This is a genomic window from Thermogymnomonas acidicola (genome assembly GCF_014646795.1).
Classification (GTDB): Archaea; Thermoplasmatota; Thermoplasmata; order Thermoplasmatales; family Thermoplasmataceae; genus Thermogymnomonas; species Thermogymnomonas acidicola.
The window spans coordinates 368,623-393,334 of the sequence record NZ_BMNY01000001.1 but is presented as its reverse complement, the minus strand read 5'-3'; the positions used below and the strand labels follow the sequence as shown (position 1 = coordinate 393,334).

23 protein-coding genes and 2 pseudogenes are annotated in these 24,712 nt (G+C 56.3%); 13 read left to right on the top strand and 12 right to left on the bottom strand.

Annotated features, from left to right (window positions below; translation table 11 throughout):
- Nucleotides 1-38: 38 nt before the first annotated feature.
- From IEW66_RS01975 to IEW66_RS01965, 3 genes are read left to right on the top strand one after another with little or no spacing between them, the layout of a single operon-like run.
- Nucleotides 39-1,007, top strand: coding sequence for a pyridoxal-phosphate dependent enzyme (locus IEW66_RS01975; protein ID WP_188679846.1), 969 nt, complete (start codon nt 39-41; stop codon nt 1,005-1,007).
- Nucleotides 992-2,026, top strand: coding sequence for a DUF1611 domain-containing protein (locus IEW66_RS01970; RefSeq protein ID WP_188679844.1), 1,035 nt, complete (start codon nt 992-994; stop codon nt 2,024-2,026). The genes IEW66_RS01975 and IEW66_RS01970 overlap by 16 nt, the downstream gene beginning before the upstream one ends.
- Before the next feature lie 9 nt (nt 2,027-2,035).
- Complete coding sequence (locus IEW66_RS01965) at nt 2,036-3,454, top strand: metal-binding protein (protein ID WP_188679842.1); 1,419 nt, start codon at nt 2,036-2,038, stop codon at nt 3,452-3,454.
- Here the strand turns inward: IEW66_RS01965 and IEW66_RS01960 are convergent.
- Nucleotides 3,447-3,950: a DUF367 family protein gene (locus IEW66_RS01960; protein ID WP_188679840.1), complete on the bottom strand. Its 504-nt coding sequence runs from the start codon at nt 3,948-3,950 to the stop codon at nt 3,447-3,449. The two genes, IEW66_RS01965 and IEW66_RS01960, sit on opposite strands and share 8 nt — an antisense overlap.
- 40 nt (nt 3,951-3,990) lie before the next feature.
- Here IEW66_RS01960 and pyrG point away from each other — a divergent pair, with 40 nt between their 5' ends.
- Nucleotides 3,991-5,598 (top strand): glutamine hydrolyzing CTP synthase, encoded by a 1,608-nt coding sequence (gene pyrG / locus IEW66_RS01955; RefSeq protein WP_188679837.1) that lies wholly within the window; start codon nt 3,991-3,993, stop codon nt 5,596-5,598.
- Between the two features lie 80 nt (nt 5,599-5,678).
- On the top strand, nt 5,679-6,551 hold the full coding sequence (map, locus tag IEW66_RS01950) for a type II methionyl aminopeptidase (RefSeq protein WP_188679835.1): 873 nt from the start codon (nt 5,679-5,681) through the stop codon (nt 6,549-6,551).
- On the opposite strand, the gene tmk is transcribed toward map, so the two are convergent.
- Nucleotides 6,519-7,139, bottom strand: a complete 621-nt coding sequence (tmk, locus tag IEW66_RS01945; RefSeq protein ID WP_188679833.1) for a dTMP kinase — start codon at nt 7,137-7,139, stop codon at nt 6,519-6,521. The genes map and tmk overlap by 33 nt on opposite strands.
- Before the next feature lie 85 nt (nt 7,140-7,224).
- Between tmk and IEW66_RS01940 the strand changes: the two genes are divergently transcribed.
- Nucleotides 7,225-8,400 (top strand): trans-sulfuration enzyme family protein, encoded by a 1,176-nt coding sequence (locus tag IEW66_RS01940; RefSeq protein WP_188679831.1) that lies wholly within the window; start codon nt 7,225-7,227, stop codon nt 8,398-8,400.
- Here IEW66_RS01940 and pth2 read toward each other — a convergent pair.
- Genes pth2 through IEW66_RS01925 form a run of 3 tightly spaced genes read right to left on the bottom strand, consistent with a single transcriptional unit; the run spans nt 8,397 to nt 9,884 of the window.
- On the bottom strand, nt 8,397-8,756 hold the full coding sequence (gene pth2, locus IEW66_RS01935; protein ID WP_075057082.1) for a peptidyl-tRNA hydrolase Pth2: 360 nt from the start codon (nt 8,754-8,756) through the stop codon (nt 8,397-8,399). The two genes, IEW66_RS01940 and pth2, sit on opposite strands and share 4 nt — an antisense overlap.
- Nucleotides 8,750-9,313 (bottom strand): CDP-2,3-bis-(O-geranylgeranyl)-sn-glycerol synthase, encoded by a 564-nt coding sequence (locus IEW66_RS01930; protein ID WP_188679829.1) that lies wholly within the window; start codon nt 9,311-9,313, stop codon nt 8,750-8,752. Before IEW66_RS01930 ends, pth2 begins: the two co-directional genes overlap by 7 nt.
- Nucleotides 9,306-9,884: a CBS domain-containing protein gene (locus IEW66_RS01925; protein ID WP_188679827.1), complete on the bottom strand. Its 579-nt coding sequence runs from the start codon at nt 9,882-9,884 to the stop codon at nt 9,306-9,308. The genes IEW66_RS01930 and IEW66_RS01925 overlap by 8 nt, the downstream gene beginning before the upstream one ends.
- Nucleotides 9,885-10,024: 140 nt before the next feature.
- Between IEW66_RS01925 and IEW66_RS01920 the strand changes: the two genes are divergently transcribed.
- On the top strand, nt 10,025-10,789 hold the full coding sequence (locus tag IEW66_RS01920) for a hypothetical protein (RefSeq protein ID WP_188679826.1): 765 nt from the start codon (nt 10,025-10,027) through the stop codon (nt 10,787-10,789).
- Nucleotides 10,790-10,828: 39 nt separating this feature from the next.
- Nucleotides 10,829-11,803: a phosphate uptake regulator PhoU gene (locus tag IEW66_RS01915; protein ID WP_188679825.1), complete on the top strand. Its 975-nt coding sequence runs from the start codon at nt 10,829-10,831 to the stop codon at nt 11,801-11,803.
- A 2-nt stretch (nt 11,804-11,805) separates the two neighbouring features.
- Here the strand turns inward: IEW66_RS01915 and IEW66_RS01910 are convergent, their stop codons facing one another.
- From IEW66_RS01910 to IEW66_RS01890, 5 genes are read right to left on the bottom strand one after another with little or no spacing between them, the layout of a single operon-like run.
- Nucleotides 11,806-12,588: an MBL fold metallo-hydrolase gene (locus tag IEW66_RS01910; RefSeq protein ID WP_188679824.1), complete on the bottom strand. Its 783-nt coding sequence runs from the start codon at nt 12,586-12,588 to the stop codon at nt 11,806-11,808.
- Nucleotides 12,585-14,459, bottom strand: a complete 1,875-nt coding sequence (locus tag IEW66_RS01905; RefSeq protein WP_188679823.1) for an AMP-binding protein — start codon at nt 14,457-14,459, stop codon at nt 12,585-12,587. The genes IEW66_RS01910 and IEW66_RS01905 overlap by 4 nt, the downstream gene beginning before the upstream one ends.
- 49 nt (nt 14,460-14,508) lie before the next feature.
- Nucleotides 14,509-15,510, bottom strand: a complete 1,002-nt coding sequence (locus tag IEW66_RS01900) for an acyl-CoA dehydrogenase family protein (RefSeq protein ID WP_188679822.1) — start codon at nt 15,508-15,510, stop codon at nt 14,509-14,511.
- On the bottom strand, nt 15,500-16,609 hold the full coding sequence (locus tag IEW66_RS01895; protein WP_188679820.1) for an acyl-CoA dehydrogenase family protein: 1,110 nt from the start codon (nt 16,607-16,609) through the stop codon (nt 15,500-15,502). Before IEW66_RS01895 ends, IEW66_RS01900 begins: the two co-directional genes overlap by 11 nt.
- A gap of 10 nt (nt 16,610-16,619) precedes the next feature.
- Nucleotides 16,620-17,819, bottom strand: a complete 1,200-nt coding sequence (locus IEW66_RS01890; RefSeq protein WP_188679818.1) for an acetyl-CoA C-acetyltransferase — start codon at nt 17,817-17,819, stop codon at nt 16,620-16,622.
- Nucleotides 17,820-17,949: 130 nt separating this feature from the next.
- Between IEW66_RS01890 and IEW66_RS01885 the strand changes: the two genes are divergently transcribed.
- Nucleotides 17,950-18,696, top strand: a complete 747-nt coding sequence (locus tag IEW66_RS01885) for an electron transfer flavoprotein subunit beta/FixA family protein (RefSeq protein WP_188679817.1) — start codon at nt 17,950-17,952, stop codon at nt 18,694-18,696.
- Nucleotides 18,693-19,577 (top strand): electron transfer flavoprotein subunit alpha/FixB family protein, encoded by an 885-nt coding sequence (locus tag IEW66_RS01880; RefSeq protein ID WP_188679816.1) that lies wholly within the window; start codon nt 18,693-18,695, stop codon nt 19,575-19,577. The genes IEW66_RS01885 and IEW66_RS01880 overlap by 4 nt, the downstream gene beginning before the upstream one ends.
- Nucleotides 19,578-19,601: 24 nt before the next feature.
- On the opposite strand, the pseudogene IEW66_RS08755 reads toward IEW66_RS01880, so the two are convergent.
- Nucleotides 19,602-20,917, bottom strand: a pseudogene (locus tag IEW66_RS08755) (RNA-guided endonuclease InsQ/TnpB family protein); the annotation flags it as partial.
- A pseudogene (gene tnpA / locus IEW66_RS01870) lies at nt 20,904-21,257 on the bottom strand (IS200/IS605 family transposase). The pseudogenes tnpA and IEW66_RS08755, both read right to left, overlap by 14 nt.
- Nucleotides 21,258-21,438: 181 nt before the next feature.
- Between tnpA and IEW66_RS01865 the strand changes: the two are divergent.
- From IEW66_RS01865 to IEW66_RS01855, 3 genes are all read left to right on the top strand, one after another.
- A complete protein-coding gene (locus IEW66_RS01865; RefSeq protein WP_188679815.1) occupies nt 21,439-21,759 on the top strand; it encodes a Rieske (2Fe-2S) protein in 321 nt (106 codons plus the stop codon).
- Nucleotides 21,760-21,777: 18 nt separating this feature from the next.
- Nucleotides 21,778-23,505, top strand: coding sequence for an FAD-binding protein (locus tag IEW66_RS01860; RefSeq protein WP_188679813.1), 1,728 nt, complete (start codon nt 21,778-21,780; stop codon nt 23,503-23,505).
- Between the two features lie 224 nt (nt 23,506-23,729).
- Nucleotides 23,730-24,698, top strand: coding sequence for a hypothetical protein (locus tag IEW66_RS01855; protein WP_188679811.1), 969 nt, complete (start codon nt 23,730-23,732; stop codon nt 24,696-24,698).
- Nucleotides 24,699-24,712 lie beyond the last annotated feature (14 nt).

Below are 24,712 nucleotides of genomic sequence, written 5' to 3'. Positions count from 1 at the left end.
CTGACACACCTGCCGGATAAAAGATCCGAGTGAAAGAGATGGAGGAAATACACGAAGAAGAGGAACCACCAGGTAAAACGCCCTTCTTCAGGGCGTTCAACCTAGAAAAGGCCCTCAGGCTAAAGAGGATTTTTGTGAAGTTTGAGGGTGCAAGCATAACAGGGACGCAGAAGGACAGGATCTCCAGGCTTCACGTGAGTAGAGCCAAGGAGCTTGGATACAACGCGGTTGCTGTGGCTTCCTGTGGAAACTATGGCGCCTCAATATCTTATTTTGCCAGGGAGGCAGGGATAGGCTCTGTTGTCGCGGTGCCAGAATCGTACACTGGACACAGGGTGCCTGAGATGGAGAGAATGGGGTCGCAGGTCCTGAGAATGCCTGGCAAGTATGAGGACCTCGTGGAAAGAATGAAGGAACTTTCAGCCCAGGAGGGTTGGTACGATTCGAACCCTGGCTCTGTGAACTCATGGCTGGACTTCGCCGGTTACGCAAACATAGCTTACGAGATAGTGCAGCAGCTCGGCCACGCGCCTTACTGCATTGCTGTGCCAGTTGGAAACGGGACAACACTTGCCGGGATACACCACGGCTTTGTCCAGCTCTACAAACGTGGTGAGATCGAGAGGATCCCGAGGTTCATAGGGTCGAGCACACCAGGAGGCAATCCTATTGTCGATTCCTGGTCCAGGGGTTTCAGGACGGTGCAGGACCTCGACCCCTCCACGATCAGGGAGACCGGCATCAACGAGCCACTGGTCTCATACCACTCCTACGACGGTCAGAAGGCCCTGGATGCCATATACAGTACAAGGGGCGCGGCTGTGTACGTGAGCGACCTGGACATGATAAGGTTCTCGAAGTACATGGAGAGGTTTGAGGGGATTCCTGTCCTTCCGGCATCCGCATCTTCCCTGGCTGCCATATACAACCTGTTCGGTTCAAGCAGGAGGGAGAGGGATCTGGTGGTGGTCATAACTGGGAGGGGTGGTAGGTGGACAGTGCAGTAGTGCTGGCTGAAGGCGTGTTCACGAGCACGTACGGGAAGACCGCAAACGGGCTGGTTAGGTTCAGCAAGAGGTACAGGATCAATGCGGTCATCGACTCAAGGTTCCACGGCCAGGACGCAGGCGAGGTACTTGAGGGCCGCTACAAGGGCATAAAGGTCGTGAGCACGGTGGAAGAGGCCCTTGACCTGAACGTGAACACATTCATCGTCGGCGTGGCCACGGACGGTGGCTACATCCCTGAAAATTACAGGTCTTACATAAGGGATGCCCTCAGGAACTCACTCAACGTCGTAAGTGGCCTGCACGAGTTCGTGGGCGATGACCCTGAGTTCGCGGCGATAGCGAGGTCCTCAGGTTCCAAGATAACCGATGTGAGGAAGATGTTCAGGGACTTCAAGAGGCCATTTTCTGGCGAAATAAGGAACGTGAAGTCAAGGAAGATAGCTGTCCTGGGCACGGACAGTGCCATAGGTAAGAGGACGACGGCCGTGTTCATGAACAACGCTTTCCAGAACCTCGGCCTGAGGAGCACGATGATAGGCACGGGCCAGACTGCCTGGATGCAGGGCTTCGACTACACGGTGGTAATAGATTCAATGATCAACGACTTCATCCCCGGAGGGCTAGAGTGGGCGGCGCTGAGGGCCTGGGAGGCGGAGCAGCCGGACTTCATGTTCATAGAGGGCCAGGGTTCTGTCCTGCACCCCGCATACCCGGGGAGCTTCGAGATCATAGGCGCCCTCAGACCAGACGCCATCATACTCCAGCACGCACCCGCAAGGAAGTTCTTCGATGGCTTCCCCGATTATCCGATACCTGACCTCTCAAAGTACATAAGGATCTTGGAGCTCCTCTCTGACAGGAAAGTCATAGCCATATCCCTTAACTCGGAGAACCTGACGAAGGAGCAGCTTGAGGAGGAGAAGGAGAAGCTGGAGGCCAGGTTTGGCCTGCCGGTCTTCGACCCACTGAACGAGTGCAGCTCAGTTGCAAAGGAAATCGAAGCGTCCACATCGTAGTGGTGCAGCGTGTATTACGCCCAGAGGCTCCAGGTCTTTGACGACCTCTCCCTCTCGGACATAGCCATAGAGAGGAACAGGTTGAAGGGCAGGGTAACGCTCTCGTCTCCAGGCGAGAGCCATAACTTCACCATCGAGTTCTACTATCCAGGGGGCGAGAGGGTGGACGAGAGGCTGGCCCCCCTCATCCTCACCATGCCACTCATAAACTTCACCTACTTCACGAAGAGGCTCACAGTAAACGCTCCGATATCACCCTCTGACCGTGAGGCCATCGGCAACCTGGTGAGGATAAACAACAGGGAAGTCTTCGTGAACAGGCTCTGCATAAGGCGCTACGAGTTCATAAAGAAGGATTTCCTTCCAGGGGATGCCGATATAACGGAGGAGAACGCAGACGGCATGACGGAGGTCGTCGCGGATGTTACCAGGGAGGAGAGGTTCGATTACGCCGGAAAGAAGGACACAGTATCGGTGCTCTCCTCAGGGGGAAAGGAGAGCCTCCTCACCTACGGCATCATGAAGGAGCTAGGCCTTAGGACGCACGCGCTCTTCTTCAACGAGTCTGGCGGTCACTGGCGCACTGCCCTCCCTGCGTACAGGTTCTACCAGAGGAACTTCCAGGACGTCCACAGGGTATGGTCCAACGTGGACAGGTTCTACTGGTGGTTCCTCCGCAGGCTCAGGATACTGGACGAAAAGGTGGCATTCAGCTGGGCTGACAGCTATCCCATACAGCTCTTCACCTTCCCGGTATACATAATGGCCTTCCTCCCAGTGGTCATGGCGAACTCGGCCTCCTCAATCCTGATAGGTGACGAGTTCGACGACCCCAGGGGCATGGAACCGTACCGTGGCATAAGCCACTTCCACGAGATATTTGACCAGACAAAGTTCTTCAACGACATGTTCACATCTTACCTGAGGTCAAAGGGCATAGGGGTATCCATTTGGTCGGCACTGCACCCCATATCCGGTTCCGTGGTGGAGAAGATACTGATACACAGGTACCACGATCTCTACAGGCTGCAGCGCTCGTGCCACTCCTGCCACTATGAGAACGGAGACTACGTGCCGTGTGGCAGGTGCTCTAAGTGCCTCGGCGTGATGCTCTTCATACTCTCCTCAGGAGGCGATCCAAGGGAGATAGGCTACGGGGATGAGGACATAGGCGATCTGGAGAGCAGGGTAAGGAGCACAAGGATGAGGCTAGACCCGGACGAGCTCGAGTACGCAGTGTCCTCCGTGTTCCATGGCAGGAGGGAAGAGGGCCTGTCGCACGTGGACGGCATACACCTCCTGGATGGTGAGGAAGAGCCATTCTCATATGTTGACAGTGCATACAGGGAAAGCATCTACCGTATAGTGAAGCAGTATACAGACGGCGTTTACAGGCTCAGCGGCCAGTCATGGGAGAGGGTCAGCTGAAGAGCTCCGCCTCAGCCCTCAGGATCTCGGCCTCGTCCCTGCACCTTCTGTAGACCTCCAGGATCGGGGAGTTCATCTCGTAGAAGTACGGCCCCCACTTCAACCTAGAGAGCAACTCCATTGCCTGGCGCTCCAGCCCAATTATGAGGAGTGCACCCGCCATCGCCTCCGATGTGGAGAGCCTCCCCACCTTCCCGTAGTTCACAGGGTTCACGGGCACAAGGCCGGGGAGCCTCCTCCCGTACGGGAAGGAGAGGCCGCTGTAGGTGTGCTGCAGGTTCCAGGAACCGTCTATTGCGCACAGTCCCCTCTCCATGACCAGATCCCTGTCGTACGGGCCAAGGACTCTCACAGAACTGGCCTGCAGAACAACCATTCCCATGCACCTCCCCATATGCACCTTCTCAATGAGGCCTGCCCTCTCCAGCTTCCTGGCGGTCGATTTCCTGGGGTCGTCCTGGTGCAGATCCACGTAGAAGAGCCTGGCACCATCCACACCCGGGTAAGATTAATTAACCTTTTATCGCTTATGGGCAATGCGTTTCCTGGTCATAACTGGAGGAGTTATATCTGGACTGGGAAAGGGCACCATCACATCAAGCCTTGGCCACCTCCTCAAGGAGCATGGCCTTAGGGTCACTGCGCTCAAGATAGACCCGTACCTGAACTATGACGCCGGCACGATGAACCCTTACCAGCACGGCGAGGTCTTCGTCCTCAACGACGGAAGCGAGGTAGACCTGGACTTAGGCAACTACGAGCGCTTCCTGGACGAGGACATGACCGGAGAGAACAACATAACGACAGGAAAGGTGTACAGCGAGGTCATAAGGAAGGAGAGGCGCGGGGACTTTTTGGGAAGCACGGTACAGATAATACCGCACATAACCAACGAGATAAAGAGGCGTGTCAGGGCTGTGGCATCCAGGGGGTACGACATAGTCCTGATAGAGGTGGGTGGCACAGTTGGGGACATAGAGAGCATGCCCTTTCTGGAGGCCATGCGCCAGATCCGCAGGGAGGAGGGCGATGGCAACGTCCTCTTCGCCCACGTCACACTGGTCCCGGAGATAGGTGCGAACCTGGAGCAGAAGACAAAGCCTACCCAGCACAGCGTCAAGGAACTCAGGGAGATAGGGATACAGCCGGATATGATATTCTGCAGGTCCCAGAGGCCAATAACACCGGAGACAAGGAGAAAGATATCCCTCTTCACTGACGTCCCGGAATCTGGCATAGTGAGCGTTCACAACGTTGAGAATGTTTACCTCCTCCCGGACATCCTGGAGAGGCAGGGCATAGTGCAGCACATATGCAGCAGGCTCAGCATACCTGTGGGGACTTACAGGGATACCTGGGCGGACTTCAGGAAGAACCTGCTGCAGCCCAGGGAGTGGGTGAAGATCGCTGTCGTCGGTAAGTACACTGAGCTCCAGGACGCATACATGAGCCACAGGGAGACATTCACACACATCACGGGGAACACAGGCGTGGGCGTGGAGATCAAGTGGATCGATTCAGATTCCCTGCTCAGGAGCACTGAGCCTCTAGACGAGGTCCACGGCATCCTCATACCCGGGGGGTTCGGCTACCGCGGGGTCGAGGGCAAGGTCGTTGCCGCGAGGTACGCCAGGGAAAGAGGGGTGCCATTCCTGGGCATATGCCTGGGCTTCCAGGTCGCGGTGGTCGAGTTCGCAAGGGATGTGCTCGGTTACACGGATGCGAACAGCACTGAGTTCGACAGGAACACGAGACACCCGGTCATAGACATACTGCCCGAGCAGAAGGGCATACAGGACCTGGGCGGGACCATGAGGCTGGGAATGAAGCTCGTAAGGGTTAAGGACGGTACCCTGGCCCGGCGCATATACTCGTCTCCGGAGATCATGGAGAGGCACAGGCACAGGTACGAGGTGAACCCTGAGTTCATTCAGGAGATGGAGGACGCCGGCCTGGTCTTCTCCGGCACGGATGAAGAGGGCATCAGGATGGAGATCCTCGAGCTCAAGGGAAGGGAGAACTTCATAGCCGCACAGTACCATGCGGAGTTCCTCTCCAGGCCTATGCGCCCGTCACCCCTGCACAGGCACCTTGTGCTGCAGGCGCTTAAGTACAAGAGGCCGAAGGAGATAGAGGCCAGGTAAGCCCAGGGGCAGGAAACCCGGCCGCCCCCTCCTATATTTTAATAGGATGTTGCCCTCATGTCTCCTGCCGGAGGTGTACCTTGGACCCGAGCGTTAAGAACGCAATACTCAGGGCCGGCGATATAGGGAGGAAGGCCCTTGAATACGCCATCTCTCTGATAGAACCAGGCGCACTCCTCTACGACGTGGCAGAGAAGACTGAGAACTTCATAAGGGAGATGGGTGGGCAGCCCTCATTCCCAGTGAACCTCTCCATCAACAACGAGGCGGCCCATTACACCCCCTTCGTCAATGACAAGAAGGCCTTCAGGACAGGTGACCTGGTGAAGGTGGACGTGGGGGCCCAGGTGGACGGTTACCCATCTGACAACGCTGCCACCGTTGAGGTTGGCGGCAGGGGGGACTATTCCGACCTTATAGATGCAACAAGGGAGGCGCTCAACGCAGCCATAAGGAAGGTCAGACCCATGGTGGCAGTGAGGAGCATAGGCCAGGCCATCGGCGAAGTCATATCCTCGTACGGGTTCAAGCCCGTCAGGAACCTGGGGGGCCACGGCATCAACAGGTATGACCTTCACTCCGGGGTCTTCATACCCAACTACGATGACGGCAACGGCAAGCCCATACAGCCGGAGTGCGTGATCGCAATAGAGCCATTCGCGTCAACGGGCATAGGCTCCATCCACGACGGCCCCCCGGGCCACATATACATCCTGAGCGGCACCCGGCCCGATACTGTGGAGCCCCTCTACTCAAACTTCAGGACCCTGCCATTCGCGGAGAGGTGGGTCTCAAAACTCGTGGACGACCATGTAACATACCTGAAGAGGCTCATGGCCAAGAGCCAGGTCTCACAGTTCCCGGTGCTCCTTGAACATGGAAAGGCAAGAATATCGCAGGCAGAACACACGCTCCTTGTCCTATCCGACGAGGTGATCGTCACTACCAGGTGACATGCGCCTTGAGACCTCGTCGACCGCTTTCCTGAGCAGCTCCCCCTTGCCCACCTTCCCGTCCAGGACAACGCAGTCACGCCTCATGCCTGCCATGTGGAGGTAGTAGGATCTCACCCTCTCCAGTAGGGCCCTGCTCTCGAACGCGGATCTTGTCCTCCTGATACTGAGCCTCTCAAGTGCAGTGTCCACATCCACATCTATCAGGAAAGTGATGTCCGGTATGACCCTTATGACCCTGGAGACCGAGACCATCCAGTCCAGTGTGGCCTCCATGCTCCCGAACAGGACCTCCATGGGCGGCCCTTGGTAGCAGAAGGATGAGAGGTCGTAGCGGTCGGATATGACCACGTATCCCTCCCCGATCTTCCTCTCGATTATATCCTGGTGCATGAACCTGTCATGGACGAAAAGGAAGAAGAGGGAGAGGGCATCAGCAGGTGTGTTCACCGATTCCCTGTCCAGGATGCTGCTGTTTGTTGGCTCCTTGGTCAGGAACACCCTGTGCGTCCTGCCGAGTTCCCTCTCGAGACCCTTGGCAAGCGTCGTCTTTCCGCTGCCGTCTATGCCCTCAACTGCAATGAACATATGTGAACGGTGCAGTTGAACAGTGGTTATATAGTTCTTTATCCCTCGCCCACAGATCTTTTAAAAGGGTTTCAGATCCACCACCATGGAAGGTGGCAGGCGCTTCAACACAAGGGCTGTGCATGAGGGGGAGATCGTGGATACGAGGTACGGCAATGTCGGCACACCGATATTTGAGGTCTCCACCTTCCTCTACCCCAACGAAGACAGCAGTGCCGTGATAGATGACACCACAGGAAAGCCTTTCCTCTACACTAGGATCGGGAACCCCACCCTCCAGGCCCTGGAGAGGAAATACGCCTCCCTCGAGGGCACAGACCGCGGCCTCTCCTTCTCCTCAGGCATGAACGCCATATTCACGTGCCTCCTCTCTGTGGCCAGCAAGGGCACCAGGATCCTGGCCCAGTCAGAACTATACGGCCAGACCAGGTACCTGCTCGAAAGAGTGCTGCCCAGGTACGGCATCCAGGCAGAGTTTGTGAGCGTAGAGGAGATGAACAGGCCAGACAGGGAGTTCAGCGGTTACTCTCTGGTATATGTAGAGTCCATAAGCAACCCGGTGCTCGGTGTCACGGACATACCTGAGGTCTCAAGAAAGGCCAGGGAGGCCGGTGCCCTGACAGTCGTGGACGCGACCTTCGCCTCACCATACAACCAGAACCCCTGCAGCATGGGTGCAGACATAACAGTCCACAGTGCAACGAAGTATATAGGAGGCCACAGTGACATAATACTAGGGCTTGCGGGCATGGGCCAGGGACTCTACTCCCGGGTATCTGACATGAGGAAGAGTGTGGGAGGGACGCCAGACCCGATCCAGGCATTCCTTGCACTCAGGAGCCTGAAGACCCTGGGCGTGAGGGTGGAGAGGCATAACAGCAACGCCATGAAGGTGGCCTCCTTCCTAGAGGCCTCCGGAAAGGTCAAGAGGGTCTTCTACCCTGGCCTGGACTCTTCTCCATACAAGGGCATTGCGGACAGAGTGCTAAGGGGATATGGCGGCATGGTATCCTTCGAGCTGAAGTCTGGCCTCCAGGGTGCAAGGAGGCTGCTGAGGGCCCTGAAACTTCCCATGGTCGCACCGAGCTTGGGCGGGGCAGAGAGCCTCATCACCCTTCCAGTGGACACCAGCCACGCGCAGTTCACGCCAGAAGAGAGGGCCAGGATGGGGATACCGGAGGGGCTGATCAGGTTCTCCGTGGGCCTGGAGGACGCTGAGGATATAATAGAGGACCTCCAGCAGGCGCTCGATGCGGTCTAGAGGAGGTGGTACATCCCCGTTATGGTGTCAAGCCTCTCCGAGCTGTCCGGGCCCAGGCCTATGCATGTGACCGTGCCGGGTTCCGTCTGGGTCAGGCCAGCGTCCGTGACGACCTCAAAGATTATACCCATGGAGGCCGCCTTCTCCCTGATCCGGATTATGTCTTCAATCCCAGGCACCTTGACAACGATCTTCTTCTGCCCCTGCCTCATCCACTCATCGAACTTATCCCTCTGCCTCTCCATGGACCTGAGCGCGCAGCTCACAGCGGCGTGGGCAACCTGCGCAGCTATCTTTCCCTTTCCCAGGTCCAGATCCCTCCGCACCGCGAAGACCATCTTAAGTTCTCCTACCATGGCACATCCTTCTTCTTCATCTTGTAGCCTATTATGTTCACTGCCCTGTGCAGCGGCGGCGTGACTATCAGGAGCTCAGGTATCGCCAGGAAGTTCATGTAAACGATGCTGAAAAAGTGCCTCGAGAATACGAAGAGTAGTAGAAGGGCCACAAGCACGAAGGGCCACTGGTCCAGCAGGAACCCCTTTCCTCCCCTCTCTATGCCTATCCTCCTCTTTATGAACGAACCGATCACATCTCCGGTGAGTGAGCCGAAAGAGAGCGAGAAGGAGGACACGGCAGCCCCAACTATGCCCTGGGTGTAGTCCATAAGCACAGTCCCCCTGGCAGGCACCAGGATACCGTACAGCACCAGGCCGATCAGGCCACCAAGTATGGCCCCGCCGAAGTAGCCGGATATGGTCTTGCCATCCCCCAGTATCCTCCGCCCGTCGATGAACTTCCTCCCTAAGTCTATCGGGTACCGGCCCCCGGTGATCACGGCCGCAGGGTTCGCTGCAAAGGCCGGTATGAAAAGTATGAACGCGCTCAGGCCTATGGAAAGGTAGTCAGCCATACTCCTCTACTGCCTTGAGTATATCGGCCTTAGTTATAATACCCTTCAGCTCACCCCCGTCAACTATGAGGACGGCATTCGAGAACTTCAGAACAGGGTATATCATGGATATGGGGCTGCTCTTGTCCAGCTGGGGCAGGGTGACGCCCATGACCTTCCTGACGAGCAGGTTCTTCAGGCTGTCCAGCGTCGCCCCCTTTATCAGGAGGTCGTTTATGTCGGATTCCGTGATGGTCCCTATCACCTTGCCGTCGTGGGTGACAACCGGGAGCTGGGAATAGCCCTTCTCCCTCATCTTGTTGAGTGCAGTTATTATGGAATCTGTCGGATAGCATGTTACAACAGACCTCGTCATTATCTTTTCGGCAGTTATCTCCATGTTTCCGGCCCTCTGGCCAGCCCTGTTGAGGTATTCGAAGATCTTCCTAACCTTGTCGTATGTCGGGTTTATGGTCCCCTTCTCCAGCCTTGCAATGTAGGACTGGCTCACTCCGCTGGCCCTCGCGAGCTCCTTCTGGCTGATGCCGAGGTTCTTCCTCATCTTCCTGAGTTCCTCTATGGTGGGGAGCATCTCACCCTCTTATTATCAAAGGTTATATTAACTGTTCTTTTTATTACTGCAGGTTTCCATGACATGCTAACACACGCATCCCGGAACCAACTCATCCATGCCGCCAACCTCTTTATAAGTGATTTGCATTAGGATCGGAAGTGTCCGAAAAGAGGGAGATCTCCTACAGAACGAGGCTGATAGCCGCGCCCATCATAGCGTTCCTGATATCGTTTGTGCTTCTCCTTGAGGCCATCAGGAACACATATGCCCTCATCGCCATGTATATAATAATACCGCTCGAGATTTTCCTCGTCCTGCGTTACCTGAGGATATTCAGGCTGAGTACAAGGATATATGCCGGGCTCATAGTCTTGCTTGCCGTGGTCCTATCAATTTCAGGAGTGTACACGCACGACATATACCAGACAAAACCAGTCTTTTCAGGCGTGCTGAACGACACGACAAGGGTGACAACCAGCGTGACCCCATACGCTGGCTACGACCAGAGCTTCAACTTCTCCCTGTTCATAGTCCCCAACGGGACAATCAACCTCTCCAAGACGACCCTGAACATAAGGAGCCCGTCCGTGTACAATGTTACCATCACATTCTCTGAAATGCATGCTGTAGAGTACCCGAATGGTTCGGCCCTCATCTATTACGTAACGGACAACCTCCCTGCTGGCATATACTCTTACAACTTCACCTTCAACATGACGACAAGGACGGACTACACAGGCCAGATCCCGGGGCCATACGTGGAACACTACTCCGGCATGTTCGGTGTCGTCCTTACGGAGTACTTCATATTCTACTTCCTGCCCATGGCGGCGATATTCGTCATCGGCTTGTTCGTGGCCAGGAGCATTGGCAACAGCCAGAGGAGGGCAGCAGGGGGCTCGAACGGGGAGAAACCTAAATAGACTACATAAAACTTAAATCTGTTATATAAATTATGAAGAGTGGCAGCGGTAACCCGCAGGATACAGCTCACCGGCGGATCCACGTACATAATATCGATACCGGGGAAATGGGTCAAGGAGAACGGCCTCGACAGGGGAAGTGAGGTATCGGTCGAGGAGGTCAACGGAAACCTCGTCGTTTCTGCGAGGGGGCAGAAGACGAGGGAGAGGAACAGGAGGATAAACATCACTAAGGCCATGGACAGGGACCTCCTGCAGAGGGTGCTCACAGCAGCCTATATTGCCGGGTTTGACACCTTGGTTGTGAGGAGCAACCAGTACATCAGCCAGGAGATGAGGGAGGACATCAAGAGGTTCGCGAAGGTGGTCATGGGGGTGGAGATATTCGAAGAGGGTGCGAACTCAATAGTCCTCCAGAACGTCCTGGATTCCTCCACCTTTCCCCTGAACAAGGCGATAAACAGGATGGCCCTCAACGTGGACGTCATGATCCAGGACACCATAAAGGGAATAGAGGATTCCGACACCTCTCTCCTGGGCAACGTTATCCAGAGGGACGACGAGGTAGACAGGTACCAGTGGTACGTTTACAGGGAGGTGAGGAGCAGGAGCTGCGAGGACAGCCGTGTCCCGTTCTTCCTCATAATATCCAGGATCCTCGAAAGGATCGCAGACCATGCGGTGAACATATGCAGGACGTGGCAGAGCCCGGCCGACGTCTCATCCGTGAGGGATGAGGTCATAAACGGCCTCAGGTCCTCCCACTCGCTCCTGAAAGAGGCCCTGGAGGCTTTCTATTCCACGGACCTGCAGAGGCTCAACGCAATAGTCTCGAAGAAGGGCAGCGTGGTGGCTGAGAAGGTCAGGATAATCGAGAGGGCAGGCAATGGAGACGCGCTGATACAGGCAATCTCAGTATCAGAGGATATAGCAAGGATCGGCCTCTACTCCACCGACATAGCGGAGCTTGCCATGGACATGATAATGTCCTCAAGGGACGAGATAAGCCTCTAGCCTCATTCGATCGATACAGCCTCAACCTTAGGCCTCTCCTCATCCCCCGTCAGCACTGCCGTGGGCGTGCTCGGGTCATGGTTGAAGACCATTATGCTCCCTCTCCTTATTGCATGCCTTATGATCTTCTTCTTCACGGTCAGAGATACCAGGGGCTCCACATCTATGGCTGTGATGTACCCTGGCCGGACGTGGAAGGAGCTGGGGAAGAGGTCGCCTGCATATATGATCTCCCTGCCACCGGACTCAATGAAGAAGGCCTGGTGGCCCACAGTGTGGCCCCCGGTATGGACAGCCCTTATCCCGCCGCCAAGGTTTGATGATCCCTCTATAACTGAGACCCTCCTCACTGATGCCAGGTGGCTGAGGTAACTGCCCCTTGTCAGCTCGTTTGTCCTGGAGAAGGCGTATCTTTCCCTCCTCTGCACCACCACGGTGGAGTGAATTAGCTCCTCGGAGTATATGTTGCCCGCATGGTCGAAGTGCATGTGGGACAGCAGGACCCTATCTATCCTAACACCCATCGACCTTAGGCGTCCGGTGAGGGTGCCGAGGCCCTGCACACCGTAAATGCCGAGCATCTTCTCCCCCATCCAGGGGCCTATCCCTGTATCGATCAGGGTGTGGACGCCACCGCTCTCGACCAGCAGGAGGTTCGTGGAGAGCCTCACCTTTCCCCTTTCATCTGCCTGGAACTGCCTGCTCCATATCTCTCTGGGCACTATGCCGAAGTACGCACCGGGGTCAAGGACAAAGGTGGCATCACTCAGAACCAGGACGCTCACCTTGCACCACCCATGGCCCTCACGATCTCTTCCACAGCCTCCGGGTTCTCAACGCCGCTCATGTCCCCCTGTTCGCCCCCTGCAAGGGCCTGCCTGATGGCCCTCCTGACGATCTTTCCGTTCCTGGTCTTGGGCAGGGATGTCGCCCTTATCACCAGGTAAGGCTCGAAGGGTTTGCCTAGCCTCTCCCTCACCGCCTCCCTTATGGCCTTATCTACACCCTCCTCTCCTGTGTACACCACTGCGAGGACCTCACCCTTGAGCTGGTGCGGGTAGCCCACCGCCGCGCACTCCCTCACCCCGGGGACCGACATCACTATGTCCTCCACCTCGCTGGGCCCAACGCGCTTTCCCGCGACCTTTATGACATCGTCCGCCCTCCCGAAGAGGAAGAAATAACCGTCTATGTCCATAATTGCCCAGTCCCCGTGGAACCACACGTCGCTGAACCTGCTCCAGTATGTCTCAAGGTACTTCTGCGTGTTGTTCCAGAGGCCCCTGGTCATGGACGGGGTATGGTTCTTGGCCACCAGGTACCCTATCCTCCCGTACACCTGGTTCCCGTCCTCATCGTACACCGATGCCCCCATGCCAAGCCCCATGTAAAGGCTCCTGGGCTTCATCGGTATCGCAGGCGTTGATGCAAGGAAGCACCCGATTATGTCAGTCCCACCGGATATGTTGCATATGGGCACCTCAGAGCCCCCAAGGTTTCTGAAGAGGTACATCCAGCTCCTGGTGTCCCAGGGTTCGCCTGTGGAGCCAAAGACCCTGACACCGCTGAACCTGCGGCCCTGGCCTGATGCCATCAGCGACCTGGCGACCGTTGGGGACAGGCCAAGGATGGAGACGCCGTTGCCCTCCACAAGGGACCAGAGCCTGTCCGGGGCCGGATAGTCCATGGCCCCATCGTAGACCATCACAGAGGCGCCCAGTGCATGGGCGCCAATCACAGCCCATGGCCCCATCATCCACCCCAGGTCAGTTATCCAGAAAAGGGTGTCATCCCTCCTGACATCCACATAGTACTTGACTTCCTTGACTATGTTGGCCAGGGCCGCATGCACGTGCACAGTGCCCTTGGGCTTACCGGTCGTGCCGGAGGTGTAGAGGATCAGTGCAGGGTCCTCCGCATCAGTCTCCATGCAGGCCACATAGGTGCCTGAATCCACAAGGTCGTAGTAGTCGTATTCCTCTGGCATCTTGTCCCTGACCCCGTGTATGACCCTCACCGGCCCCCTGACTCTTCTCGCGATCTCGGCGAGGTTCACCTCCTTCCCCCTCCTCTGAAAGGAGTTCGTGACGAAGAGGACTTTGACGCCTGCGTCCTCCACCCTTGTTCTAAGTGCTTCCTCACCGTAGCCGGAGAATATTGGCACAGCAATGGCGCCTATCCTCATCGCAGCATACATGACAAAGATGGCCTCTGGTGATATGGGCATGAATATGCCCACCCTATCGCCCTTCTGTACGCCCATGGACTGCAGCGCACCTGCCAGCTTGCCCGATGTCAGGTCCATCTCGGAGAACGTGACCCTTACTGATATGCCCTGCTCGTTTTCAAAGACGATGGCTGTCCTGCTGTCCATGGAGTGCCTCTGCACGCAGTTGTATGCTATGTTGAGCTTGCCGTTTATGAACCATCTCGTCCAGGGCTTGCCACCGGACTGGTCGAAAACGGCATCGTAAGGCCTGGTGAACTGGATGCCGCAGTCCTCTATGACCCTGGGCCAGAACCATTCAGGATCGTTATCCGCCCTGATGTAGAGCTCCTTCAGGTTCCCGAAACCGTTCTTAGAGGCGAACCTGAAGATGTTAGTCTCCTCAACGTAGTCCTGTGAGGGATTGTATACAAACTCATCCACATCCATATAAGCATGAAATTGTGGGATGGTTATTACTGTTTTCAAGGCACCGGGGTCATATGAACCCCGCCCGTTCTCCGTACACCTCGGAAGCCAGGCGCCTCATATCGTTCCTCGTGTCCGAGAACATGGCTGTGAGGGCTGCAGAATCCCTGTAGAATTTCTCCACGCCGAAGTCCCTGAAGTATCCGTAGCCCCCGTGGACCTGCAGCGCCACCCTCACGGCCTCCTTCATGAGTTCCAGGGCATTCACCTTCACTGCGAGCGCCTCCCTGGGGTTGTCTGCGGACATGAGGGCCTGCAGGAGTATGTCCTTGGTGGCGACGATCCTGGCCAGCGGTTGGGCGACTGGCTCATAGTCCTTGAGCGGCACATTGAACGTTGTCCTGACCCGCGAGTAATCCATGGCCTTCTGCACAGCGCCCTCGGTTATGCCGAGAGATACAGCGGCCACCGGCAGGTCCGTCGCCTCAATGACCTCCTGCGCACTGGTGCCCAGGTCCTCGGTCCTGAAGGCCTCTGCCCTGAGGGAGGCAAGCCCTATTGACCTCATTCCGAGCGCCTTCCTGTGCTCCCATGTGAATCTTCCGGAGAGGAGCCTGAGGGAGCCGCCATCGTTCAGGATGACATAGTCCCCACCGGGGCACAGCACGTTGCTGACCTGCAGCACACCACCAGGCCCACTGAGGTCGCTGGTCCCGTAGAAGATCGATGGAGAGGCTGAGACCTTAACGCTCCCCTGCACTATGCCACTGAGGAGTTCCACCCTCTTCTTGAGGGCGTTCCCGAGGACGGAGTTCACGTAGAGCATCGTCGCACCGACGGTGGGGCTCACCCTGGAAATGGAGTGCAGGAGCGCAAGGTAAGACTGCATGTCCAGTCCGGAGCCCCCGGCCTCCTGCGGTATAAGGGCTGCGTAGAAGCCCTGCGCCCTCAGCTGCCCGAGGAGGTCATCCGGGATCCCGCCCTCCTCTATCTCGTTCACACGGGGCGATATGGCCTGCTGCGCGAAAGAATCTGCGGTGTTGCGTAGCAGCTGTAACTCCTCACTGGGCAACCTTCTCCACCTCCCTCAGCATGCTTCTGTAGATGATCAGTTTCTCCACCTCACTGGTGCCCTCCCATATCTCCATTATCTTCGCGTCCCTGTAGAACCTCTCCACATCGCCTGTGAGGCCGGCCGGGCCAAGCAGCTCTATTGCCTTCTGTGTCGCGAATGTGGCGACCTCAGAGGAGTATCCCTTGGCCATGCTGGTCAGCTTCGGGACAGGGTTGAAGTTGAACAGGTATGATGCGGCCTGGTAGGTCAGCATCCTGGCCGCCTCCACACGTGTTGCAACCTCGGCCACCGTGAACTGCTGGCTCTCTGACAGCGACTTCAGGTCAAGGGACCTGAGTATCCTGTCCAGGGCACCCTGGGCTATGCCAATAGCCTGCGCAGCCACGTAGATCCTGCTGATGTCGAAGAACGTCATGATGTAGTAGAAGCCCCTGCCCTCCTCACCTACGAGGTTCTCCTCGGGCACCTCGACCTCGTTCAGTATTAGCTCCGCCGTGTTGGTGGCCCGCACGCCCAGCTTTCCGTGGAGCTTGTTGGCCGTGAAACCCTTGCTCTTCGTATCCACAAGGAAAACGCTCAGGCCATGGTGCCTCTTCTCGTCCGGGCGGGAAGTCCTCACGAGCATGGCAACGAAGTCCGCTATGGCGCCGTTGGTGATGAACATCTTTGACCCTGATATGTACCACTTGTTCCCCCTCTTCACTGCAGATGTCTTTATGCCGGCCACGTCACTGCCGCCGCCCGGCTCTGTAACTGCCACGCCCATTATCGCCTCTCCCCTCATCACCCTCTCCATGTACCTGGCCTTCTGCTGCTCGTTTCCGAACAGCATGAGGATCTCAACGCCGAAGAAGGGCGTGGTGGCGGATATGCCAAGCCCAGGGTCTGCCCTGCACAGCTCCTCTATGGTCACCAGCATGTGCCAGGGGTTAGAGAAATCCACGATCTTCTCCTCCAGCGCCTTCTTCCTTATCTCGTGCGGGTACTCCTCCCGCTCATCATAGTATGCAGCCTTCTCCGAAGTCAGGTACCTGGAAGCGAAGTCCCTGGCCTTCCTCTGTGCCTCCTTCACATCATCAGGCAGATCAAAGTTCACATGCACCACCTCATGAATACCTCTCGATAACAACAGTGTAGCCCTGCCCACCGCCAACGCAGAGCGTGGCAACACCAATGTCCTTCTTCTTCTCCTGGAGTATCCTGGCCAGTGTGCCCACTATCCTTGCGCCGGTCGCCCCTAGTGGGTGGCCTATGGCTATGGCGCCACCGTGCACGTTGACCCTGCTGGGGTCTATGTTCAGCTCCTTTATGGCGTTCAGCACGACAACTGCAAAGGCCTCGTTTATCTCCCAGAAGTCCACGTCATCAACGCTGAGCCCTGCCTTTTTCAGGGCCTTCTGGCTGGCAGGGACCGGCCCGTGGCCCATTATGGTCGGGTCGACCGCTGCCCAGGCAAACGAGCGTATCCTGGCCAGAGGCCTGATAGAATGCTCCTCAGCCTTTTTTCCTGACATCAGGGTCACCAGCGAGGCCCCTGCGTTCAGTGGTGATGAGTTGCCTGCTGTTATCACACCTTCCTGCTTGAAGGCGGGCCTGAGCTTCTTCATCTCCTCAAGCGAGGCGTTCCTCCTCACGCTCTGGTCCGTGTCCACGGTGACCATCTCGTTGCCGACCTCCACCTGCACAGGCTCGATCTCGCCCTTGAAGAAGCCCTCGTCCTGGGCCTTTGCCGCCTTGACGTGGCTGTTGTAAGAGAACTCGTCCATCTCGTCCCTGCCTATTTTCTTGAGGCTGGCGAGCTTCTCTGCGGTTAGGCCCATGGAATAGGAGGTGTTCATGTCGTACTTCCTGTACTCGGGCCTCAGCAGGAGCTTGAGGTTCGGCTTTATGTGCGGGTTGTCGGCAAGGGGGACATGGGTCATGTGCTCCATTCCGCCCGCCATGACAACGTCTGCGTTCCCTGTCATTATCTCCATGGCACCGATCGTCACAGCGTTCATGGAAGAGGAACACGCCCTGTCTATGGCCATGGAGGGCACGTCAAAGGGCATGCCTGCCATGAAGACGGGGTGCCTGCCTCCGTACAGCCAGTTCTCGTCAGCCTGGAGCGCGCATCCGACTATGACATCGTTGACCTCTGAGGGGTTTATCGAGAGCCTCTCAACGCTCCTCTTTATAAGAAGCCCAAGCGCCTCGTCCATCCTTATTGAGTTGAATACATCCCTCTCAGGCTCCTTTGGCCTGGACCTTGAGAAGGCAGTGCGCCTGAAGTCCACTATGTACACATCGCCATTAGCTTCGGCCATATTATCTAAAAGTGAATTTAGATATATATCTTTTCCAGAAGCGAGAAAGATCGGTATACAAAGGTCTTCCACGCCCGCTGGCACCGGAAAAGTATATGGTGCATAACACATTTTCCAGTGGGTTGATCATATGCCATACAGTATTGTGGTCTTGATCAAGCAGATCCCCGACATAGACCAGCTGAGGACAGACCCAAACACTGGCGAGCCACAGATGCAGAACCTCCCGCTCAGGACGGAGAACCTCAGCAAGAACGCCATAGAGGCTGCCGTGCAGATCAAGGAGAAGTACGGCGGAAAGGTCACGGGCATCATTTTCGGCAGGGAGCAGAGCACAGCCTCCATGAAGGAGGCATACGCAATGGGCGTCGACGATGGAATCATCGTCACAGGCTACCAGAGGAGCGAGCCATCGGTGACCGCCAGGGTGCTGGCCGAAAAGATAAAGCAGGTGCCCCATGATCTCATAATACTCGGGAACCAGTCCGCTGATTCCTACACAGGCATGCTGCCAGGGAGGCTTTCAAGGATACTCGGCATACCCTTGGTAGGTAATGCGGTGAAGATCGAGTGTTCATCTGACCAGGTCAAGGTCACAAGGGCCACGGAGGAGGGTAACATGGTCGTGCAGGGAAAGGTACCTCTCATAATATCCGTGGCCCAGGAGATAAATACGCCAAGGCTCCCGGCAGTGCTCCAGATCATGGCTGCGGGGAGGAAGCCCATCAGGACAGAGGCAGCGCAGAACCTCTCCTATCCTGATGTCCGCGTGATATCTAACAGGGCGCCCAAGAGCGAGAGGAAGAGGATCATATACGAGGACATGGGTAAGGCCGTGCCAGAGATAGTGAAGGTCATAAAGGAGGCGATGAGATGAAGCTCTTCGTCTTCTCCGACAGCCCTGACATCATGAAGCAGATGCTCACCTATCTGAGAGAGAAGGGAGAGATAACGGCAGCAACGACCTCGGGCGATGCGGACATAGGGAAGTTCGGCGCATCCGTCCTGTACAGGCTCAAGGGCAACCACATGCCAGACAGTGTTGCCAGGACAGTGGCTGGCCTAGTCAGGAAGGAGAACTACGACGCCATGTTCTTCGGCTCAACCGTCCTGGGCCGTGAGGTGGCTGGTTTCGTATCAGAGGACATGGGCCTCACCTCGGTCACTGAGATAGTCGATCTCAGGTTCGAGGGCAACAGAGCGGTCACGAAGAGGTTCTTCCTCGGGGGCAAGACCGTGCTGGAGGAGGAGAGCCAGGCAAAGGTCTTCACCGTCATGCCAGGGATAACCGACCCACAGGAGGCCGGAAGCGCGTCCAAGGAGCAGGAGGTTCAGGAGGAGGCCAGCGCCCTCTCGCTGGTGGAGGTACAGCCCAAGAAGGCCGGAACTGTGGATATAGAGAAGGCCCAGATCATAGTGGCGGTGGGCCGCGGCCTCGGAAAGAAGGAGGGCCTGCAGCAGATAGAGCCGTTCGCGCAGAAGATCAACGGCGTGGTCGCTGGTTCCAGGCCGGTCTGCCTAGACTACCAGTGGCTCACAGAGGACAGGCAGGTGGGCCTCTCAGGCAAGAAGGTGAAGCCTAAGCTGTACATCGCACTTGGCATATCAGGGCAGATCCAGCACATAGCGGGCATGAGGGGTGCCAAGACCGTCATAGCGGTGAACAAGGACAAGTCCGCACCTATATTCGAGGAAGCCGATTACGGCGTCGTTGGGGATCTCTACAAGTTCGTGGAGGAGGTGTCCAAGGCCCTCTGACCCTCCCACACCCCTTGTTTTTATCAATCTGACCTCCTCCCCGCCCTGAAGCGCGAGGGTTCCCCTGGGGCGGTTCACAGGTTTGTGGTTCACCGCCTTCATTTTCATCACTTCATCGCTAGTGGGGTTTACCCACCCCGCTCCGTTCGTCCAGCGGTAGACCATGGGCTGGACCTTCAGCCTGTTACCCCCATCCCTAGCTGGGGGTTGCCCTCCCCCAGCTCCCCGGGACTCGGAGATATGTGGGATATTTATTGCACCGTTTGAGTCCGCATTTATGACCTTCCCCGTGCGGGGACACCCAAAGAGGCCTCTCTTAATACGCCCATTCTCATGGGCCTCCCCGCACAGGTAACAAGTTTTTGAAGTATATGCTTCACCGACCTCGACCACGTCTATCCCCAACCCCTCCCCAACCTCCTTAAGCCTCCTCATAGTATAGCCATAGTTGCAGAAGTTGACCGTGAGCTTGTTGCCGCGTTGCCTGGCAATTCCCCTAGGATGTCCCACAACGAGCTTACCTGCTCCTCTCTCCTTCAAGGTCTCCATTGTCTCCCTCACCATGCTGTTCAAAGCGTGCCTGAGGAACATCTTCCTCTTCTCAAATAAGAGTTTCAGCTTCCCGCTCCCCCTCTGCTTATGCCTAGCCAAGGCCTCTTGTGTGATTTGTGTCTTCCTGATATAATACTCGTACTGAGATAGGACTGAGCCACCTTTGAATAAATACCACGACCCATCCCCGGCGTATACCTTAGCCAGGTTAACTATCCCCAGTCTACTGAAGCCGTCAGCTTACCCTTCTCCGCTTCGTGCTCAAACTCTGCTGGTATATGGGCATACCACCATTTCCCAGCCTCGTCGTATATTATCTCTGACCTCCCCTGTTTTCCATTCCACTTAAGCTTACCCTTAAACTTGAGGGTGAGGTGAAATTGCTTCAGGTAGATATCCATCCTTTCTTCGTTTATCACGTACCTGTCGTTCCTGCTAATGACCATGGGCCTTTACCTGCCGCCTCCCTTCCAGTACCCTGGAGGTCACGGCTTAAACCACCTCGGTAGTTTGTCCTCTTTCTTCATCTCTATTAGCGTGAAGAAGATCCTGCAACCCTCTGCATTCTTCCTCATAACTTGTTGTGCACTTACCTTGAGTATTGATTTGTACCTAGCTTACACTGTCTTCTCGGTTTCACTGGAATCCACACGCTTCCCCGCCTTGAACTGTTGCATCCTTAACCAGTTTACCACGTTCCAGCACCTGGCGGTAGCAATTGCCAGTTCCTTCAACTTTTGATGCGTTTCTTTACCCACCACCAGCTTTACCGCGTTAGTCCTCTTCACTCTCCTTCACCCATTGTCCTTCTATGTACTTCTTTATCGTCTCGCTCGACACGTTGCCGGCAGTTGATACGAAGTGGCTCCCAGTCCACAACTTCCCGTTGGAGTACTCCCTCAATTCTGGAAACTTTTTGAGTATTAACCTTGCTGGTTCTCCCTTGAAGTAGTTTGCTAGGTATGATGGTGCGTATCTCGGTGGGCAGTTGACGAAGAGGTGGATACGGTCTTGCATCGCTTCCAGGGCTGATACTTCACAGTCAAGCTCCTCAGCAATGGACTTTAGCACCTCTTTGGTGTATTCAGCCACTTCACCTATCAACACTTCTCTGCGTTATTTCGGTATCCATGCGAAGGGGTAGTTGCAGAGGTACTTTGTATGCCTAGTGGATCTGTATTCCTCGCTTTAAAGTATTCAGGAGAGTTTAGAAAGCTTTACCCCGTCCCTAGAAGGAGCGAGGCCCGTCGTTCGTTTTGTCAAGGAGAGAGGAAGAAAAAATTAAGATTGAATCAAGCGATAGGGATATATGACCTGGTACAGGGTTCTCAAGGAAAGCCAGATGAACGACGGAGACCTCTTCAAGGCAAAGGTGAACGGGAAGGAGATCCTGATAATAAAGGACGAGGGAAAGTTCTACGCAACCTCGCTCTATTGCACACACGAGCAGTACGACCTGTCAGACGGCTTCATGGACGACCACAAGCTCATCTGCCCCAACCACTTTGCGACCTTCGACCCCAAGGACGGCTCAGTGGTGAGCCCGCCTGAAGGGTCAGGCGACATTGAGCCCCTGAAGTCCTACAGGACAAAGGTGGAGAACGGAGACGTGCTTGTGGAAGTAGACTGAACGCCTGGGGTCTGGCCTATGAAGGTTCTCGTTCTGGCCAAGCAGGTCCCAGACGTCAATATGATCCGGTTTGACCCCCAGACCAACAGGATAATCAGGGAGAACGTCCCCCTGATGATGAACTCTTTTGACAAGAAGGCCGTGGAGGAGGCAATAAGGATATCTGAGAGGTACGGCTGGCAGACCTGCGTTGCCACCATGGGCCCGCCACAGGCCGCTGAGATGCTGAACGAAGCGCTGAGGATGGGCATAAACGAGGCCTTCCTTATCACTGACCGTGCCTTCGGTGGGTCGGACACATGGGTCACAGCGAGGGTGCTGGCGAGGTTCGCCGAGAAGTACGGGGCGGACCTGGTGCTCACCGGTAAGTACTCCCTGGACGGAGAGACATCGCAGGTGCCCCCTGAGGTCGCCACCATGCTGGGCGTGCCCTTCATCCCCTCAGTCTCGAAGATTGAGATCGGTGAAAGCCTGACGGTGGAGCAGGAAATGGAGGACGGCCTCTACACCTGCACAGTGCCTGTGCCCTGCGTACTATCTGTAAGCGAGAAGATAAACAGGGCAAGGGCAATAAAGCCAGACACGCCGCAGATGTACGAGAGGATAAGGAGTGTGGATGCAGCCTGGCTCGGGATAGACGTGAACGGCGCCAGGGACTCCCCAACCGTGGTCGTGGGGACGCAGAAGGTGGAGAGCCAAAGGAATGTCCAGTTCATTGAGCCAGATGGCCACCTCTACGAGAAGGTGATGGAAATAATAGAGAGATCGAGGGCCAGGGAAGAGGTCAGGACTGTGAGCCTCTCGAACATAAAGGGGGAGAAGGAAGCCTGGGCCATAGCCCTGGACGATGCCAGGGTCTCCATGGAGGTGGCCTCCAAGGTAGCGGAGATCGCATCAGCATCGGGGCTGAGGGTCAGGGTGATCGGCAACGTCGATTTCAGGGGCGGAGAGGCGCCGCCTGCCCACAGGCTGGAGGTGCTTGAAGGTGGCGACAGCGTCGCTATCGCCAACTACATATCCTCAAGGATAAGGGAACTGAGGCCCGAGTTCGTGCTCTTCCCCTCCACAACCAGGGGGCGTGAGGTGTCATCGATAGTTGCGGCAAAGCTCTCCCTTGGCCTCACTGCGGACTGCATTGACGTATCCTATGAGGGCGGCAGGCTGGTGCAGTTCAAGCCAGCATTCGGAGGTGGCGTTGTGGCCAGGATAGTGTCCAAGACAAAGCCAGAGATGGCCACAGCCAGGCCAGGCATGTTCAGGGTCGTAAAGTGTGACATAAAGCCTGAGGTGGAGCGCATCAGGCTCGAGCCTGCTAGCAGCGTCAAGTACACGGGCTTCACTCCTGTGCCGTCTGATTTCAGGCCCCTGGGCGCATCCAGGATCATACTGTCCATCGGAAGGGGGATAAGGAAGAGGGAGAACATCCAGAAGGTGCTCAAGCTCGCAGAGATACTCGGCGCATCAGTGGGCGGCTCCAGGCCCATAGTTGACATGAACTTCCTGCCCAGGCAGCAGCAGGTCGGCCTGACGGGGAGTGCAGTCTCGCCGGACGTATACATAGCCATGGGCATATCCGGCCAGGACAACCACGTGGTCGGGATAAGGTATGCCAACAGGGTAATAGCGGTGAACACTGACAGGAACGCACCCATATTCAGGTACTCCGACTACGGCATAGTCATGGACATGATGGAGTTCGTTGACAGTTTCATTCAATTCCTCTCGGGGAAGCAGGAAAAGGCGTGATGGATCCAGGCATGAACTTTATTTTTCCCCATTTGGTGCAGGGGAACGCTATAATATAACTTTAAATATATTAGTGCCATACTAAAACGGTAAACATATTCCTAAAAGGTGGTCCACCATGGATATCCTCTGCACCCAGACGCCCTCCAGAGGCACATTGACTGCATCGCCCCGGGTTCCGGGCCCCAGGTCCAGGGAAGACACTCCCACAGGGGGGTGGTGCATTGATTAACCTCTACAGCCCCGAGGTGACCGGGCTCTCGGTAGCCCTTATCCTCTCCTACCTCCTGGGCATTGTCCACGGCATAACCCCGGACGAGCACACATGGCCGATAACCTTCAGCTACTCCGTGGGCAGCTACAGCACGCGCGGTGGAGCGAAAGCAGGCATGCTCTTTTCCCTGGGCTTCACGGTACAGAGGGCCGCTCTCTCTGAGGTGGCCTACTTTGCCCTGGCCTCGGTCTTCATGAGCAACATGGTGGACGGCATAACCTACATGGTCGTGGGCGGTGTCATGGCAGCCTCAGGCCTCTACATAAGGAACAGGCTCAGGTACCCGCACTTCCACGCTGTGGAGAGGTACCTGGAATCCCTGGCACACATACACGGAGGTGAGAAGTCCAGGAGGGAGATGCAGCATACGGAGAACCCGGTGGGGGCGGAGGGCTTCAGGGGAGTGCCGTTGAGGCTCACCTTCGTCCACGGCCTGATAGCTGGCTTCGGCTTCGGGGCATTTGCACTCATTATATACACGACCCTGGCGCCTTCCATGCCATCTCCTTACCTCGGCTTCGTGCCTGGGGCACTCTTTGGCCTTGGTACCATGACCATGCAGGTCCTCTTCGGCACGCTGTTCGGCGCCTACATGAGGAGGCTCCGCATCGGTGAGGAGGGCATAAAGTATGTGGCCAGGGGAGTCAGTTCAAGTGTTCTCTACTACGGCGGCCTTGTCTTCCTGTCTGCGGGTGCCCTGGTCCTGGTCGTGCCCGGCATACTTGACCTTGCCATCGTCACTCCCATAATGGTGCACAACCTGCACTCCCTGGGCCTCGGCTTCTTCCTCGTCGTGGCCACGGTTGCGGTGATAGGTGCACTCTCCTTGAGGGTATACATACGCAGGGCGAAGTCCAGGTACGGGCCAGGGAGAGATGTGGCACCAGCGAAGGCCCCGGGGGACGCCGTGATGAAATAGAGGTGCCATATCAC